Genomic DNA, 14,888 nt, shown 5'->3' with positions numbered 1-14,888 from the left:
CCCATCCACATGGCGGGATGGCGCGTCTCAGTTATGTCGGTATTTCCTACCAGCTTGCTAGGGTAACCGGTATTCGGTCACCGGCAGAGAGGCGACTTCGCGATGACCTTCCACTGGTTCCTGCCCACCTCCGGCGACGGCGACCAGGTCGGTGCCGCCACCGTCGCCGCGGGCGCCGCGAGGCACGACCGGGCCGCGACGGTGGCCTACCTGGCCGAGGTTGGCCGGGCCGCCGAGACGAACGGGTTCACCGCCGTTCTCACCCCGGTGGGCGCCGGCTGCCCCGACCCGTGGATCGTCTGCGCGGCGGTCGCCCAGCACACCGATCGGCTCGGCATGCTGGTCGCGGTCCGGGCCGGTTTCGCGCTGCCCACCCTGATCGCCCAGCAGGCCGAGGCGTTCCAGGCCGTCTCGGGTGGCCGGCTGTCGCTCAACATCGTGACCGGGGGCGACCCGGCCGAGCAGCGGGCGTACGGCGACTTCCTCGGGCACGACGACCGCTACGCGCGCACCGGCGAGTTCGTCGAGGTGCTTCGCCGCGCCTGGGCCGGCGGGCCGTTCGACTACGCCGGAAAGCACTACCGGGTCGACGGCGGCGGCCTGGCCACCCCACTCGCCACACCGCCGCCGGTCTACTTCGGCGGCGCGTCCCCGGCTGCCGAGACGGTGGCCGCCCGACAGGCCGACGTGTACCTGATGTGGGGTGAACCACCGACGTCGATCGCGGCCCGGGTCACCCGGGTCCGGGCGCTCGCCGCCGAGCAGGGCCGCACCCTGCGCACGGGCCTCCGGCTGCACGTCATCGCCCGGCCGACCAGCGCGGAGGCGTGGGCCGAGGCGGACCGACTGCTGGCCGGGATGAGCCCGGAGCGGATCGCCGCCGCCCAGGCCCGGTTCCGCCGGATGGACTCGGTGGGTCAGACCCGGATGGCCGCGCTGAACGCCGGCCGGACCGACGGGCTCACCGTCGCGCCGAACCTCTGGGCCGGCGTCGGCCTGGTCCGCGAGGGCGCCGGCACCGCGCTGGTCGGAAGCTACGCCGAGGTCGCGGCCCGCATCGACGAGTACGCCGCGCTCGGCGTGGACGAGTTCATCCTCTCCGGCTGGCCGCACCGTGAGGAGGCCGAGCGGGTCGGCGTCGAGGTGCTGCCCCTGGTGACGGCCCCGGTCGCGGCGGCTCCGGGAAGGTCGCGGGTGGCGGAGGTGTCGACGCGCTAGGGTCGACTCCGTGGCGGCGCGGAGATCCAGAATTCCAGCGACGAAGTATCCGGTCGAGCGGTTCACCCTCGACAACGGCCTGCGGGTGGTGCTCACCCCCGATCGCAGTGCCCCGGTGATCGGGGTGGCGGTGGTCTACGACGTCGGCATCCGCTCGGAGCCGGAGGGGCGTACCGGCTTCGCCCACCTCTTCGAGCACCTGATGTTCCAGGGCTCGGAGAACCTGGAGAAGCTGGCCCACTTCCGGCACGTGCAGGGCGCGGGAGGCACCTTCAACGGCTCCACCCACCTGGACTACACCGACTACTTCGAGACGCTGCCGAGCAACGCGCTGGAGCGCGCGCTGTTCCTGGAGGCGGACCGGATGCGGGGCCCCCGGCTGACCGAGGAGAACCTGCGCAATCAGGTCGACGTGGTCAAGGAGGAGATCCGGGTCAACGTCCTCAACCGGCCGTACGGTGGCTTCCCCTGGCTCACTCTGCCGCCGGTCATGTTCGACACCTTCCCGAACGCCCACGACGGCTACGGCTCCTTCGACGACCTGGAGTCGGCGACCGTCGCCGATGCCGCGGACTTCTTCCGCCGCTACTACGCCAGCGGCAACGCCGTGCTGGCCGTCAGCGGCGACATCGACGTGGCCGAGGCGACCGAACTGGTCACCCGGCACTTCGGCGACGTGCCGGCCCGGCCGGCACCGCAACGGCCCGACTTCACCGAGCCCGACCTGAGCGCCGAGCGGCGCACCTCGTACACCGATGCCCTGGCGCCGCTGCCGGCGGTGGCCGGCGCCTGGCGCGTGCCCGACCCGGTCACCGACTTCGCCGGCTACCTGCCGTACGTGGTGCTGGCCGAGGTGCTCACCGACGGCGACGCGTCGCGGCTGGTCGAACGGCTGGTGCAGCGGGACCGCACGGTGACCAGCCTCGGCGGATACCTCGGTTTCATGGGCGACCCGTTCGACGTCCGCGACCCCACCGCGCTGCTGTTGCAGGCGCACCTGCCGCCCGGTGGCGATGTGGACAAGGTGCTGCGCACCATCGACGAGGAACTGGACCGGCTGGCCACCGACGGGCTGACCGACGGTGAGCTGGCCCGCACCCAGGCCCGGATGGCGACCCACCTGCTGCGCGACACCGACGCGGTGCTCGGTCGGGCGCTGCGGATGGCAGTGCTGGAGCAGCAACGCGGCGAACCAGGTCTGCTCAACGAACTGCCCCGGCTGGTCGGCGAGGTCACCGAGGAGCAGGTCCGGGCCGCCGCGGCCACCCTGCGCCCGGAGCGCCGGGCGGCCATCGAGGTCATTGCCGGAGGCGTTCGGTGAGCGCGAGGAGTGAGCCGGTTTTGCGAGCCCCACAGTCGCGAACGAAGGTGACACAGTGAGTATCGCTACTTCTCCTGCCGGTCCGCGTACGCTGCCGCCGCTCGGGCCGACCCGCAAGCTCAAGGTGCCCAAGCAGGCCGAGCGCACACTGCGCAACGGGCTCACCGTGATCGCCGTACGCCGGCCCGCCGTACCCCTTGTCGAACTGCGACTCTGGGTGCCGTTCGGCCGGGTCCACCTGGCCCGCGGCGCGATGCTCTCGCAGACCATGCTTTCCGGCACCGAGTCGATGACCAGCGTGCAGATCGCCGCCGAGTTGCAGAAGGTGGGCGGCGGGCTTTCCGCGGGCGTCGACCCGGACCGGCTGATGCTCTCCGGCGCCGGCCTGGTCACCGGTCTGGACCGGATGCTGGAGTTGCTGGCCGAGGTGCTGACCGGCGCCAGCTACCCCAGTGACGAGGTGGCCACCGAACGGGACCGGCTGGTCGACCGGATCCAGGTGGCGCAGAGCCAGCCTTCGCACCTGGCCCGGGAGGCGCTGCTCAAGCGGATCTACGGCCGGCACCCGTACGCGACGCAGACGCCGGAGCCCGGTCAGATCCGTGCCGTCCGACCGGCGGCGCTGCGCACCCTGCACGCGGAGCGGGTCCACCCGACCGGTGCGCAGTTGGTGCTGGTCGGTGACGTGCAGCCGGAGAAGGCACTGGACGCGGCCGAGCGGGCGCTCGGCGGCTGGTCGGGTGCCGGGCGTGTGGCCGAACTGCCGGCGACCCCGCCGCTGGAGCCGGGGCCCCTGCTGCTGGTCGACCGGCCGGGCTCGGTGCAGTCCTCGCTGCGGATCGCGTTGCCCGCGGTGTCGCGCACCGACCCGGACCACGCCCCGCTGCAACTGGCCAACCTGATCTTCGGCGGCTACTTCTCCTCCCGCTGGGTGGAGAACATCCGCGAGGACAAGGGCTACACGTACGGCCCGCATTCGGTGATCGAGCACTCCGTCGCGGGGTCGGTGCTGGTCGCCGCCGCCGACGTGGCCACCGAGGTCACCGGCCCGGCGCTGCTGGAGACGACGTACGAGCTGGGTCGGTTGGCGTCGCTCCCACCGAAGCCCGAGGAGTTGGAGCAGGCCCGGCAGTACGCCTTGGGCACCCTCCAGCTCGGCATGTCCACCCAGGCCGGGTTGGCCGCGTTGACCAGCGCGTACGCCGGCAACGGTCTGCGCCTGGACTTCCTCGCCGAGTACGCGGCGAGGTTGGCGAAGGCGAGCATCGACGACGTCGCGCAGGCGGCGGCCCGCTACCTGGCCCCGGCTCGGGCGGCGATCGTGGTGCTCGGCGACGCGGAGCGGGTCACCCCCGGGCTGGCCGCGCTGACCACGGTTCAGACCGAGCAAGAGGCGTGAGCGAGCGGAGCGAGCGAGCCATGGGGTTCAGCAGCGGGCCGTCTCATGGCGGCGTGCAGCGAAGCGGAGCGCCGGCGTGAGCGGGGAGGCGGCGCCGCCGTTGGCGCGGTCCACGCTGGATCGGGCCGCGCACCGGCGGGGTGACTCGCAGTGGTTGACCGAGGCGTGGTTGCGCGCCCGGGTGCTGTTGCTCGACTCGACCGACGAGGGTCGGACGCTGGCCCGCACCGAGACGTCGCCTCCGACGTTGGTGCTGTTCGGGGCGGCTGACGTACCCGCCGGGTCAGAGTCGATGGCGATGTTCCTGGGTGTCGAGCCGGACGGGGTGCCGGTCTTCGCGGTCGACGCGCCTCTTCCGGCGATCCCGGGGACCCGGGCGGTCCACCTCCGGGAGGTGGGTCATCTGCTCGCCGACCGGGAGGCCGGCATCTTCACCACAGCGTTGGCGCTGGTCAACTGGCACACCCGACACGGTTATTCGACGAGCACCGGCGCGCCGACCGCGATGGACGAGGCGGGTTGGTCGCGGGTGGACCGCAATGGTGGGCGGATCTGGCCCCGTACCGACCCGGCGATGATCGTGCTCGTGCACGACGGCGTGGACGGCCCGGACGGTCGCTGCCTACTCGGCAACAACGCCGGCTGGCAGGGCACCCCGGGTGGTCGCCGCTACTCCTGCCTGGCCGGCTATGTGGAACCGGGGGAGTCGGCGGAGGCGGCCGTGCTGCGCGAGGTCCGCGAGGAGGTGGGCATCGGGGTCGAGCGCATCGGGTACGTGGGCAGCCAGGCCTGGCCGTTCCCCGGCTCGCTGATGCTGGGCTTCCTGGCCACCGCGAACCCGGCCGAGCCGGTGCGGGTCGACCCGTCCGAGATCGCGTACGCCCGGTGGTTCTCCCGGCATGAGATCGGGGCGGCGTTGGCCGGGCAGACGGTGGACGTGGGCGACGGTGCCCGGCTGATCCTGCCGCCGCCGTCGTCGATCGCGCTGTTCCTCATTCACCGCTGGCTGGACGGCTGGGTGGACGCCGACCGCTGAGCACGGTCCCGACCCGTGGCCGCCGTTGCCGCGGCGGTCACGGGCCGGGAACACGGGCCGTCGTGGTCGGCGGGTGCGAGTAACGCGGCGGGGGAGCCGGTCCGACCACGACGGACGACCTGTGGAATCAGGTGCCGGTGCGGCCCGGTCTGTGTCGGAAGGCGGGCCGCGACTCGATCAGCGGGAGGACCTTGACCCGTTGCTTGCCGGCGCGGACCGCGCCGACGGTGGCCAGGGCGCGGGCCAGCAGCAGCGCGGCGTCCCGGTCCTCGGCGTGCACGATCTGCCGGCGCGGCTCGGGCGTGGTCGTCTCGTCGCGAAGTCGGTGGCCGTCCGCCCAGGCGGCGGCGATGTCCCCGTCAGCGACGGCGCGGATGTCGGTGCGAACGATCAGGAACCGCATGAGGGTCTCCGGATGAACCGCGACGGATGAGCCAGTGTGGAAGTTCCACGTATCCGAGGGCCATGTTACGCCCCGTGTTCGTCCCAGCAACTGAAACGCGCCTATCGGTTTCGAGCCTCGTCCGATCGGCGGATGGCTGCTCAGCGGGGTCGCCGGGTCGCAAAGCGACGGAGTCGGCGGGTCGTCGAGCGACCGAGCCGCCGGGTCGCCGAGCGACTGCGGCGGCGGGTACGACGCGACGGGGCCGCCGGCAGTGCGCCGACGGCCCCCGTACCGGTCACCGAATCAGTTCAGATCGAACTGGCCCTTCTTCGCCCCGGTGATGAAACCGAGCCATCCCGTGCGGTTGAACAGCAGCACCGGGCCGCCCCGGTCCTTGCTGTCGCGCAGGGCGACCGCCGACGGTCCGGTGGCCAGTGGGGCGACCTCCACGCAGTTGGAGGTCTGGCTGCGTGTGCTGGTACGCCACGGGGCGTCCGCCAACGAGTGGGCGGAGACAGACGGCGTGTTGCGGATTTCGTTCATGGTTCTGCTCCTGATGTGCAGCGATCCGATGGGACGAGTGGTGCCGCACGTCCCGACGGAGGGTCCCCCGTGGATCACCGGTCCGTCAGTCGCCCTGATTCCCGGCGGCGTTGGGTCGGCGCCGTTGCCGGCCCGAACGCCACTGTGGATGGGGGCGCCGCCTCGGTCAGCCGTCCCGTCGCCTCGATAAGCCAGGAGAGGGTGTCCGAGGCGTCAAGTGCCGCCGTGCATAGCCACTCGAACACCACTTTATAGCGATTTAGCGTGATTGACTCGGTCGACATGACGTCGGTGAAGCCACCTTCGATGGCCAATGTCTCCGGATCGAGGGGATCGGCGAACCGATAGACCGAGAAGGCGGTCGGCGGAAGGTACCAATTGCCGATCTGGGTGTCCCGGGGCAGCACGTGCAGGGCCACGTTGGGCAGCAGCGCCAACTCGCAGAGCTGGAGCAGCTGTTCGTGCAGCACCTCCGGCGGCCCGGCCCGGCGGCCGAGAGCCGCCTCCTCCAACACGGCGGTGTAGCGGGGAGCGTGCGGCTCGCGGGTCAGCAGCGACTGGCGGGCCAGCCGCGCCTGCACCTCGGTATCCGGCTCGTCGCCGGGCTCCGGCTCGCCCGCGCCCGCGTTCACCTGCCGGGCCGACACGATCCGGAGCTGGGCGTACCCGGGGGTCTGCAACAGGCCCGGCACCAGCACCGGGTTGTACTCGGAGATCTCCGCGCAGCCCGCCTCCAACTCGGCCCAGCCGCGCTGTTGCTGCGTCATCACCGGGAAGTTCTTCAACCAGCCGCGCATGTCGCCGGCCTCGTTGGTGATGCCCAGCAGCTCGTCGTGCAGCGCCTGGTCGGCGCCGTAGAGGTCGAGCAGGTCGCCGACGTCCTGCGGGTCCGGTCGGCTGCGGCCGTTCTCCAAGCGGGACAGTTTGGACGCGGAGGCCCAACCGATACGCTCGATGACCTGATCGCCGGTGAGGCCCGCGGCCTCACGTAGGCGGCGCAGCTCGATGCCCAACCGGCGACGACGCAGGATCGGGCTGGGTGCGGCAGGAGGCACAGTGTCCTCTTTCCCGTCGACCGCCGCAGACGCGACGGTAACTGTATGAAATTCGCCCCCCACGGTCAGTATGGACGGCGCGACCGGTGTCGGAGGTTCCGGCGAGGGCGTGTCTTGCGAAAATCGCACCACGGGAATGCCGGATGACGACGGACCCGCGGTCGCGGCCCGTCGACCTCGCCCACCTGGGCAGCCATCCCGCCGGAGGGACCCATGCGCACGATCCTGCGCCGACCCGACTTCCGCCTGCTCTTCGGCGGCCTGCTGGCCAGCATGACCGCCGAGTCGATCCTGCTGCTCGCACTCGCGATCTGGGTCAAGGATCTGACTGGCTCGAACGGGTTGGCCGGTGCCACGATCTTCGCGGTCATCGCGCCGATGACGCTGGCGCCGCTGGTCGGCTGGGTCGTCGACCGCTACCCGCGCCGACCGTTCTTCGTGGCCGCGAACGTGCTGACCGCGGCCCTGCTCGCCCCGTTGTTCACGGTCCGCGACGCGGGCGACGTCTGGGTCGTCTATCTGGTGGCCGCCCTGTACGGACTCTCGTCCATCACGCTCGGCGCGGCGCTCAGTGGGCTCATCCGCGAGATGGTGCCGGTCGAGCTGCTGGCCGACGCGAACGGCGTGCTGCAGACCGTACGCCAGGGGATCCGACTGGTCGGCCCGCTGGTGGGCGCGGCGCTCTACGCGGCGCTCGGCGGGTGGGCGCTGGCCGGAATCGGCATGGTCGGATTTCTGACCGCGGCGGCGGTGGTCACCGCGCTGCCCACCCCGCAACAGCTGCCACCGGCCGTACGGCTGCGGTGGCCGGCCGAACTGGGTGCCGGTCTGCGGCACCTGGCCGGCGAGCCGGCCCTGCGACGGGCCCTGCTCGGCTACGGGCTCGGGTCGCTGGTGATGGGCTTCAGCGAGTCGCTCATCTTCGCCTACGTCGACCAGGGGCTGAACCGGGATGCCGCGTTCGTGGGGGTGCTGGTCACCGTGCAGGGCGTCGGTGGGTTGCTCGGTGGACTCTGCTCACCGACGCTGGTCCGCCGGCTCGGAGAGGTCGGCACCCTGGCCGCCGGGGTCGCCTTCTTCTCTCCGGCCGCGCTCGCGCTCGCGTTCCCCGATCTGCGGCTCGGGTTCGCGGCGGTGCTGCTGGCCGGAGTCTCGCTCCCGCTGACGATGGTGGGTCTGCACACGCTGATCCAGCGCCGCACGCCGCCTTCGCTGGTCGGCCGGGTCGCCGCGGCCACCCAGGCGGTGGTCAGCGGACCGCAGGCGGTCTCCATCGGGGCGGGTGCCCTGCTGGTCGGGTTCCTGGACTACCGGCTGCTGTTCGCGCTGGTCGGGGTGGCCACCCTGGCCGCCGGCAGCTACCTGTGGCGGGGCCGGCACCTGAGCGCGCCGGCCGGGGCCCGCCCGCCGACGCCGCCCACCCGCCCGACGCTCCCGGCGCCTCGCCGACCGGCCGAGGACGCCGACCGACAGGGGCTTCCGACACCTCGCCGACCGGCCGAGGACGCCGACCGACAGGGGCCTTCGGCACCCACCGACCGTGGCCACCCGTTCCCGAACACGACGAGCGGCCGCCCCGGGTGGGGCGGCCGCTCGTCGAGAATGAACCGGTAGATCAGGCGTTGAGCGTCTCCAGGTGCTGCTTCACCTGGGTGATCGAGGGATTCGTCAGGGCACTGCCGTCGGCGAAGCGCAGCGTCGGCACCGTCTGGTTGCCGCCGTTGACGCTCATCACGAACTCCGCGGCCTTCGGGTCCTGCTCGATGTCGACCACCTCGTACCCGATGCCCTCCCGGTCGAGCTGCGACTTCAGGCGGTGGCAGTAGCCGCACCAGGGGGTGGAATACATCGTCAGCATCCTCGGATCCTCCAACTCCTCCGGCCGCGGCTTGCGGATCAAGCCGAGGCTGTTCGCTGCAACGCTGGGAGGAGCTGAGATGATTCCTGGTTGTGGTGGTTCACTCAGGGTCGGAACAGGTGCTCGCCGGGCTGGACCCGGAGCAACGCTCCGCCGTGACCGCACCTGCCGGCCCGGTCTGCATCCTGGCCGGCGCCGGCACCGGCAAGACCCGGGCGATCACCTCCCGAATCGCCCACCGGGCGCTCTCCGGCGAGATCTCCCCCCGGCACGTGCTCGCTGTCACCTTCACCGCCCGCGCGGCCGCCGAGATGCGACACCGTCTCACTCTGCTCGGGGCGCACGGTGTCCAGGCGCGGACCTTCCACGCCGCCGCGCTGCGCCAGGTGCGGTATTTCGCGCCCCGGCTGCTGGCCGGCCGCGCCATGCCCGAACTACTGGACAGCAAGGTACGACTGGTCACCCTCGCCGCCGCCCGGGTCGGCCTGCGTACCGACCGGGCAGCCGCCCGGGACCTGGCCGGCGAGATCGAGTGGGCGAAGTCGTCGCTGGTCGAGCCGACGGACTACGTGGTGGCCGCAGCCCGGGCACTGCGCGACACACCGCACGAGCCGACGAAGGTCGCCGACGTGTTCACCGCGTACGAGCAGCTCAAACGGTCGAATGGCGTGATCGACTTCGAGGACATGCTGCGGGCCGCGGTGTGGGGCATCGAGGAGCACCCGGACGTCGGCGAGCAGATCCGTAGCCAGTACCGGCACTTCGTGGTCGACGAGTACCAGGACGTCAACCCACTCCAGCAGCGGTTGCTGGACGCCTGGCTGGCCGGCCGCAACGACCTGACCGTGGTCGGCGACGCCAGCCAGACGATCTACTCGTTCACCGGGGCGACCTCGGCGTACCTGGTCGACTTTCCCCGCCGGCACCGCAATGCCACAGTGGTGCGGCTGGTCCGCGACTACCGCTCCACCCCGCAGGTGGTCGGGCTGGCCAACGCGGTGATCTCCCAGGCCCGGGGCACCGAGGCGCGCCTGCGGCTGGAGCTGAGCGGGCAACGCCCACCCGGCCCCGAGCCGGACCTGCGGATCTTCACCGACGAGCCGGCCGAGGCGAACGCGGTGGCCGCGCGCTGCCGGTCACTGATCGACGCGGGTACGCCGGCGAAGGAGATCGCCGTGCTGTTCCGCGTCAACGCGCAGTCCGAGGCGTACGAGAAGGCGCTCACCGAGGCCGCGGTGCCGTACGTCGTGCAGGGCGCGGAGCGGTTCTTCGAACGGACCGAGGTGCGCCAGGCGATGGTCGCGCTGCGTGCCGCCACCCGCTCGATCCCGGGCGAGACACCGCTGCCGGCCGCCGTCGTCGAGGCGCTCACGGCCGTCGGCTGGGCCCCGGACGCGCCCCCGGCCGGCGGCGCGGCCCGCGAGCGATGGGAGGCGCTGTCCGCGCTGGTCCAGCTCGCCGAGGAGTACGCGGCCACCCCCGAGGTCGTGCCGATCGGCGAGGCCGCCTCGGTGGAGCGCCCGGTCACCCTCACCGACTTCACCGAGGAGTTGGCGCGCCGGGCCGCCCAGCAGCACGTGCCGACGGTGGATGGCGTGACGCTGGCGTCCCTGCACTCGGCCAAGGGGTTGGAGTGGGACGCGGTCTTCCTGGTCGGCCTCGCCGAGGGCACCCTGCCCACCACGTACGCCAAGACCGTCGAACAGGTCGAGGAGGAGCGCCGGCTGCTCTACGTCGGGATCACCCGCGCCCGGGAGTGGCTGTGGCTGTCGTACGCCAGCGCGCGCTCGCCGGGCGGACGGGCCCGGCGGCCGTCGCGGTTCCTGCCCCAACTGGACCGCTCAGGCGGCACCGAACGGGCGACCGGTGGCGCCGGTCCGGCCCGCAGTCCCGAGCGACGGCGAACCCAGATCGTCTCCTGCCGGATCTGCGGCGCCACCCTGCTCGCCGGCCCGGACCGCAAGCTCGGCCGCTGCCCCACCTGCCCGTCCGACATAGACGATGAGCTGCACGAACGGCTGCGCGAGTGGCGGCAGCGGGTGGCCGGTGCGCAGAAGGTCCCGGCCTACGTTGTCTTCACCGACGCGACGCTTGTCGCGTTGGCCGAGCGGCGACCGGGCCGGTCGGAGGAGTTGATCGCCATCGCCGGCATCGGCCCTCGCAAGCTGGGTCTCTACGGGGAGTCGGTGCTGGCCCTCGTGGCCGGTGCCGGGGTGGACGATGTCTGCCCGGAGAAAACTTTCGAAATCTCGTCGTAAATTCGTTTGCCCTCGCCCCGGCGCGAGGAATAGCCTCAGAACACACCACGCGAGCGGCGCCATTCCGGCTGCTCACGAGGTCGGTCCAGTCGATTCGAGGAACGTGAGGGAGGTGGCACCCGTGAAGATCTTCACCTATGAGCGTCTGGCGGCGATGCCGTCTGTCTGCGCTCCGCTGTCGGCTGTCCGGGTGGCCCTTGCGGCTGCACGACCGTCGGTTCCACAGGTGCACCAGGTTCAGGCCGAGCTGATCCTGACCGTCGCGCCCGCTGGAGTCGAGGGGACCAGTGGCTTCACGGGCAATGGCATCCAGGTCGCCAAGAAGCGCATGGATGTCCGCGGCGTTCCACCTCGAGGTAAACCGGTCTGACCATCAGACTCCGGCTCACCTCGAGGCCGCGGAACCCGCTTACCGGGATCCGCGGCCTCAGTTTTTTGCCCGCCGTAAGTACGTCGGAATGCGATCCACGAGATCGAAGTGAGAGAGAGGTGACCGGGAGATGAGTCTGGCGTTGGCCCCCCTCGACATGAGCGTCGAGATGGAGGCGAACCTGCCCTGCCGGAAGTTCGACCCCGACCTGTGGTTCTCCGACTCGCCCACCGAGCTCGAGCTGGCCAAGTCACTCTGCGGGGACTGCCCGCTGCGTGTCGAGTGCCTGGCCGGAGCCGTTGAGCGAGCGGAGCCGTGGGGCGTCTGGGGCGGCGAGATCTTCGAGCGTGGCGCGGTTGTCCCGCGTAAGCGGCCCCGTGGCCGTCCGCGTAAGGAGGACGTCGCCCGTGACGCCGAGCTTCGGGTCGAGGCCGAGGCGCGCCTGGCGGCCAGTGGGCTGTCCGAGGTGCGTGGCGCGGTCCGGCTGGCAGCCTGACATGTTCCCGACCCGTTCCAACTACGCCGGTGGGACACCGGCAGTGAGTGAGAAAACGATGTTGAACGTTCCGAGTGGAGCCTTCGAGATGCAACTACTCCACGAAGCGTTGACCAGGGCTCGAATGCGCCGGCCTCAGGCCGGTCGTACCACCACGAGCACTGAGGCAGCCCGATCCGCCCGTACCGTCGCCATGACCAGCCGCAACCAGGCGGCTCGCGACCTGGGCGTTCTCTAGTACCACCCCCACGCAGAAGGGCGGGTGCCGACCGGCACCCGCCCTTCCCCATGTGTTCAGCCGCCCGGGCCTCGACGGGTTCAGCCGCCCGGGCCTCGGTCAGGCCCCCGGGTCTCGACGTGATCAGGCGACCGGGGCGAAGCCGGGCAGCCAGCGCTCCAGGATGCTCCGGTAGGGGGCTTTCGCCTCCAACTGGCAGAGCACCCCGATCGACCCGAGCGTCACCCGGTGGATCAGCAGGTACGACGGTGGCAGGTTGAGCCGCTTGCTCAGCTGGTACGTGGGGGAGCGGGGGCTGGCCAGTCGCCCCGCCTCGGCCCGTAGCCAGGCCCGGGTGAACCGGAAGCCGTCCGCCGCGATGGGCTCCAACATGGGACGGATGAAGTCGAGCACCCCCTCGGCGTCGATCTCCTCGGCCGAGCCGATGAACCCCTCCGACCGCAGTCCCGCCACGACCTCGTCGGCGTCGCCGCGCAGGGCCATCGCGGCGATACGACCGATCGGCTCCGGGGTGCCCTCCGGCATCCGGGCCACCGCACCGAAGTCGATCACCCCGAGCCGACCGTCGGGCAGCAGCCGGAAGTTTCCCGGGTGCGGGTCGGCGTGCAGCAGCCCAGCCCGCTGCGGTGCGGAGAGGTGCAGGGTGGCCATCAAGCGGCCCGCCTCGTCCCGCTCCTCCTCGGTGCCCTCGCGGATGATGTCGGCCAGCGGGGTGCCCGTCACCCACTCGGTGACCAGCACCCGGGGCGAGGCGTCGACCACTTCCGGGATGAAGATCTCCGGGTCGTCGGCGTACGCGGCGGCGAAGGTGCGCTGCGACTCGGCCTCCAACTCGTAGTCCAACTCCTCGGTGATCCGTTCGCGCAGCTCGGCCAGGAGTGGCTTGACGTCCAGGCCGGGCTGGATGGCCCGGAACATCCCGCCCAGGCGGGACAACTGCTTGAGGTCGGCGAGCAGGGCGTCGCCAGCCCCCGGATACTGGATCTTGACCGCCACGTCCCGGCTGTGCGGTGCACCCGACGCGTCGAAGCCGGGCTCGCGCCAGCGCGCCCGGTGCACCTGGCCGATGCTGGCGGCGGCGGCCGGGACGTCGTTGAACTCGACGAACAGGTCCCGCCAGTCGGGGCCGAGCTGCTCGGCCAGCACCTTGTGCACGCTGGCGGCCGGCAGCGGTGGCGCCGCCTCCTGCAGCTTCGTCAGCGCCTGCCGGTAGGGGGCGGCGATCTCCTCCGGCAGTGCCGCCTCGAAGACCGACAGCGCCTGGCCGAACTTCATCGCCCCGCCCTTGAGCTGGCCCAACACGCTGAACAGCTGCTCGGCGGTGCGCTGCTGAATCTCCGCGGAGATCACGTCGGAGGCCAGCCCGGTGACGCGCTTTCCCATCCCGAGAACGGTCCGGCCGGCGAAGCCGAGCGGCAGGGCGGCGAGCTTGGCGGTGCGGGACACGGCGCGGCGCGGGATGTCGGTCACACGGTCATTGTTACCGACCGGAGGGCCCCGTTGCTGCTCTGCGGCCGGGCTGGTGCGGACACTCGGCCTCGCGAGCACCCACACGCCGGGTGTGGCGGCCAACCCCGACGACGGAAACGGCCGGCACCGGTGATCTCCATGGCACTGCCCAGCGTCTCCGGCTGGCCGCCGTCCAGCTGCGTCAGCGCCTCGGCCAGGGCGTACCCGCAGGCGACGAGCAGCGTGCCGGTCGTTGCGGCGGCCACCGGGTCGGCGGCGGCGAGTTGCGCGGCGAGCCGGGGCCAGTCCGGGTCGCGGTCGGCCCGGTGCAGCTCGACGCAGTGCAGGCAGGGCCCGGCGGGTGGGCGGACCAACGGCCCGATCACCGGTACGCCCTCGCGCAGCGTGATCAGCAGGTGCGGCTGCCGGCGCTGGGCGAGACCGGCGGCGAGCAGCGCCGGAGGGCGGTCCATGCCGAGTTGGATCACCAGGTCGATCCGCCCGGCGCGGCTCGGGCGGGTGCCGGTGCCCGGTGCGGCGCGGTTGACCGCGGCCCGCACCGCCGGCGCCAGCGGCCGACCCAGTTCGGTGGCGGGGATGCCCGTGCCGATCAGGTCGACGGGGCGTACCGGGCCGGTGAGCTGGGGAATCACCTGCCCCACGCCGGACTGGGCCAACGCCACCGTCAGCGGCCCGCCGAGCGCCCCGGCGCCGGTGAGCAGGACGCGGGCCGCCCGTCGCCGACGAAGGACCTGCGCGGGGGTGCCGGGCAGTCGGGCGGCGGCCAGGGCCAGCGCGCCGGCCTCCGCCGCGAGCCGGGCGCGGACCGGGCCGGTCAGGTCGCGGGGGAGCAGGCTGTGCGCGGGCACCAACAGGCCGGCGGCCCGCAGGGTGTCGAGCAGGGTGCGCGCGTCGTCGGCGCTGACCTGGGCGGACGCCGCCTGGGTCAGCACGGTCCGCTCGCTGCGGGTGCCGTCGAGCAGGTCGAGCAGGCGAGCGGCGCGGGGGTTGGCCAACTCCAGTAGGGCGGCCGGCCCCGGGCCGACGCCGAGTTGGAGGGTGTGCCGGTCCCGCCAGAGCCGGTTGAGGCCGGGCAGCAGGGTGGGGCGGGGCAGTGCGGTACGGCTCATGGTCACGAATCGTGACCGCATCTTCGCGTTCAGTCGATCGTTGTCCACAGGCGGTCAGGCCGCTGTCCAGCGCTATCCACAGGATTTGACGGGTTATCCACAGCCCCTCGCGCCTGTTGTCAGTCACCCGAC

General features: G+C 72.0%; 13 protein-coding genes and 1 pseudogene. 8 read left to right on the top strand and 6 right to left on the bottom strand.

The genetic code is table 11. The annotated features are described in order from the left end of the window. The first annotated feature begins 102 nt into the window (after positions 1–102). The 4 genes from GA0070561_RS25740 (at position 103) to nudC (ending at position 4,974) form a co-directional block, all read left to right on the top strand. Positions 103–1,218 (top strand): LLM class flavin-dependent oxidoreductase, encoded by a 1,116-nt coding sequence (locus tag GA0070561_RS25740; protein ID WP_091406158.1) that lies wholly within the window; start codon positions 103–105, stop codon positions 1,216–1,218. Positions 1,219–1,228: 10 nt separating this feature from the next. After that, on the top strand, positions 1,229–2,539 hold the full coding sequence (locus GA0070561_RS25735) for a M16 family metallopeptidase (protein WP_091406156.1): 1,311 nt from the start codon (positions 1,229–1,231) through the stop codon (positions 2,537–2,539). 55 nt (positions 2,540–2,594) lie between these two features. After that, positions 2,595–3,938 carry a M16 family metallopeptidase gene (locus tag GA0070561_RS25730; RefSeq protein ID WP_091406154.1) on the top strand — a complete coding sequence of 448 codons (1,344 nt, stop codon included), beginning with the start codon at positions 2,595–2,597 and terminating at the stop codon, positions 3,936–3,938. Positions 3,939–4,014: 76 nt separating this feature from the next. Beyond that, entirely contained in the window at positions 4,015–4,974 is a 960-nt protein-coding gene (nudC, locus tag GA0070561_RS25725; protein ID WP_091406152.1) for an NAD(+) diphosphatase, read from the top strand. A gap of 127 nt (positions 4,975–5,101) precedes the next feature. On the opposite strand, the gene GA0070561_RS25720 is transcribed toward nudC, so the two are convergent. The 3 genes from GA0070561_RS25720 to GA0070561_RS25710 all read right to left on the bottom strand — a co-directional run bounded on the left by GA0070561_RS25720 (position 5,102) and on the right by GA0070561_RS25710 (position 6,957). Beyond that, positions 5,102–5,377 carry a hypothetical protein gene (locus tag GA0070561_RS25720; protein WP_091406149.1) on the bottom strand — a complete coding sequence of 92 codons (276 nt, stop codon included), beginning with the start codon at positions 5,375–5,377 and terminating at the stop codon, positions 5,102–5,104. A 285-nt stretch (positions 5,378–5,662) separates the two neighbouring features. Continuing rightward, a complete protein-coding gene (locus GA0070561_RS25715) occupies positions 5,663–5,902 on the bottom strand; it encodes a DUF397 domain-containing protein (protein WP_091406147.1) in 240 nt (79 codons plus the stop codon). Between the two features lie 74 nt (positions 5,903–5,976). Beyond that, the gene (locus tag GA0070561_RS25710) at positions 5,977–6,957 is read right to left on the bottom strand and encodes a helix-turn-helix domain-containing protein (RefSeq protein WP_091406146.1); all 981 of its coding nucleotides are present in this window, start codon (positions 6,955–6,957) and stop codon (positions 5,977–5,979) included. Positions 6,958–7,170: 213 nt separating this feature from the next. Here GA0070561_RS25710 and GA0070561_RS25705 point away from each other — a divergent pair. Further along, a pseudogene (locus GA0070561_RS25705) lies at positions 7,171–8,388 on the top strand (MFS transporter); the annotation flags it as partial. Positions 8,389–8,572: 184 nt separating this feature from the next. Here the strand turns inward: GA0070561_RS25705 and GA0070561_RS25700 are convergent. Continuing rightward, positions 8,573–8,815: a mycoredoxin gene (locus GA0070561_RS25700; RefSeq protein WP_030337579.1), complete on the bottom strand. Its 243-nt coding sequence runs from the start codon at positions 8,813–8,815 to the stop codon at positions 8,573–8,575. A gap of 92 nt (positions 8,816–8,907) precedes the next feature. Between GA0070561_RS25700 and GA0070561_RS25695 the strand changes: the two genes are divergently transcribed. The 3 genes from GA0070561_RS25695 to GA0070561_RS25685 all read left to right on the top strand — a co-directional run bounded on the left by GA0070561_RS25695 (position 8,908) and on the right by GA0070561_RS25685 (position 11,939). Further along, a complete protein-coding gene (locus GA0070561_RS25695) occupies positions 8,908–11,073 on the top strand; it encodes an ATP-dependent DNA helicase UvrD2 (protein WP_091406142.1) in 2,166 nt (721 codons plus the stop codon). Positions 11,074–11,227: 154 nt separating this feature from the next. Next, entirely contained in the window at positions 11,228–11,443 is a 216-nt protein-coding gene (locus tag GA0070561_RS25690; protein WP_181518366.1) for a hypothetical protein, read from the top strand. Between the two features lie 130 nt (positions 11,444–11,573). Then, positions 11,574–11,939: a WhiB family transcriptional regulator gene (locus GA0070561_RS25685; RefSeq protein ID WP_030490434.1), complete on the top strand. Its 366-nt coding sequence runs from the start codon at positions 11,574–11,576 to the stop codon at positions 11,937–11,939. 361 nt (positions 11,940–12,300) lie between these two features. Here GA0070561_RS25685 and GA0070561_RS25675 read toward each other — a convergent pair whose 3' ends face one another. Both GA0070561_RS25675 and GA0070561_RS25670 read right to left on the bottom strand, forming a co-directional pair. Continuing rightward, the gene (locus GA0070561_RS25675) at positions 12,301–13,647 is read right to left on the bottom strand and encodes an ABC1 kinase family protein (protein WP_091406139.1); all 1,347 of its coding nucleotides are present in this window, start codon (positions 13,645–13,647) and stop codon (positions 12,301–12,303) included. Beyond that, positions 13,644–14,756, bottom strand: coding sequence for a TOMM precursor leader peptide-binding protein (locus GA0070561_RS25670; RefSeq protein WP_091406511.1), 1,113 nt, complete (start codon positions 14,754–14,756; stop codon positions 13,644–13,646). The genes GA0070561_RS25675 and GA0070561_RS25670 overlap by 4 nt, the downstream gene beginning before the upstream one ends. Positions 14,757–14,888: the final 132 nt, after the last annotated feature.

It is taken from the genome of Micromonospora saelicesensis (assembly GCF_900091575.1).
GTDB classification, from domain to species: domain Bacteria; phylum Actinomycetota; class Actinomycetes; order Mycobacteriales; family Micromonosporaceae; genus Micromonospora; species Micromonospora saelicesensis.
The sequence above is the reverse complement of the archived record's forward strand: the minus strand, read 5'-3'. Positions and strand labels throughout refer to the sequence as shown.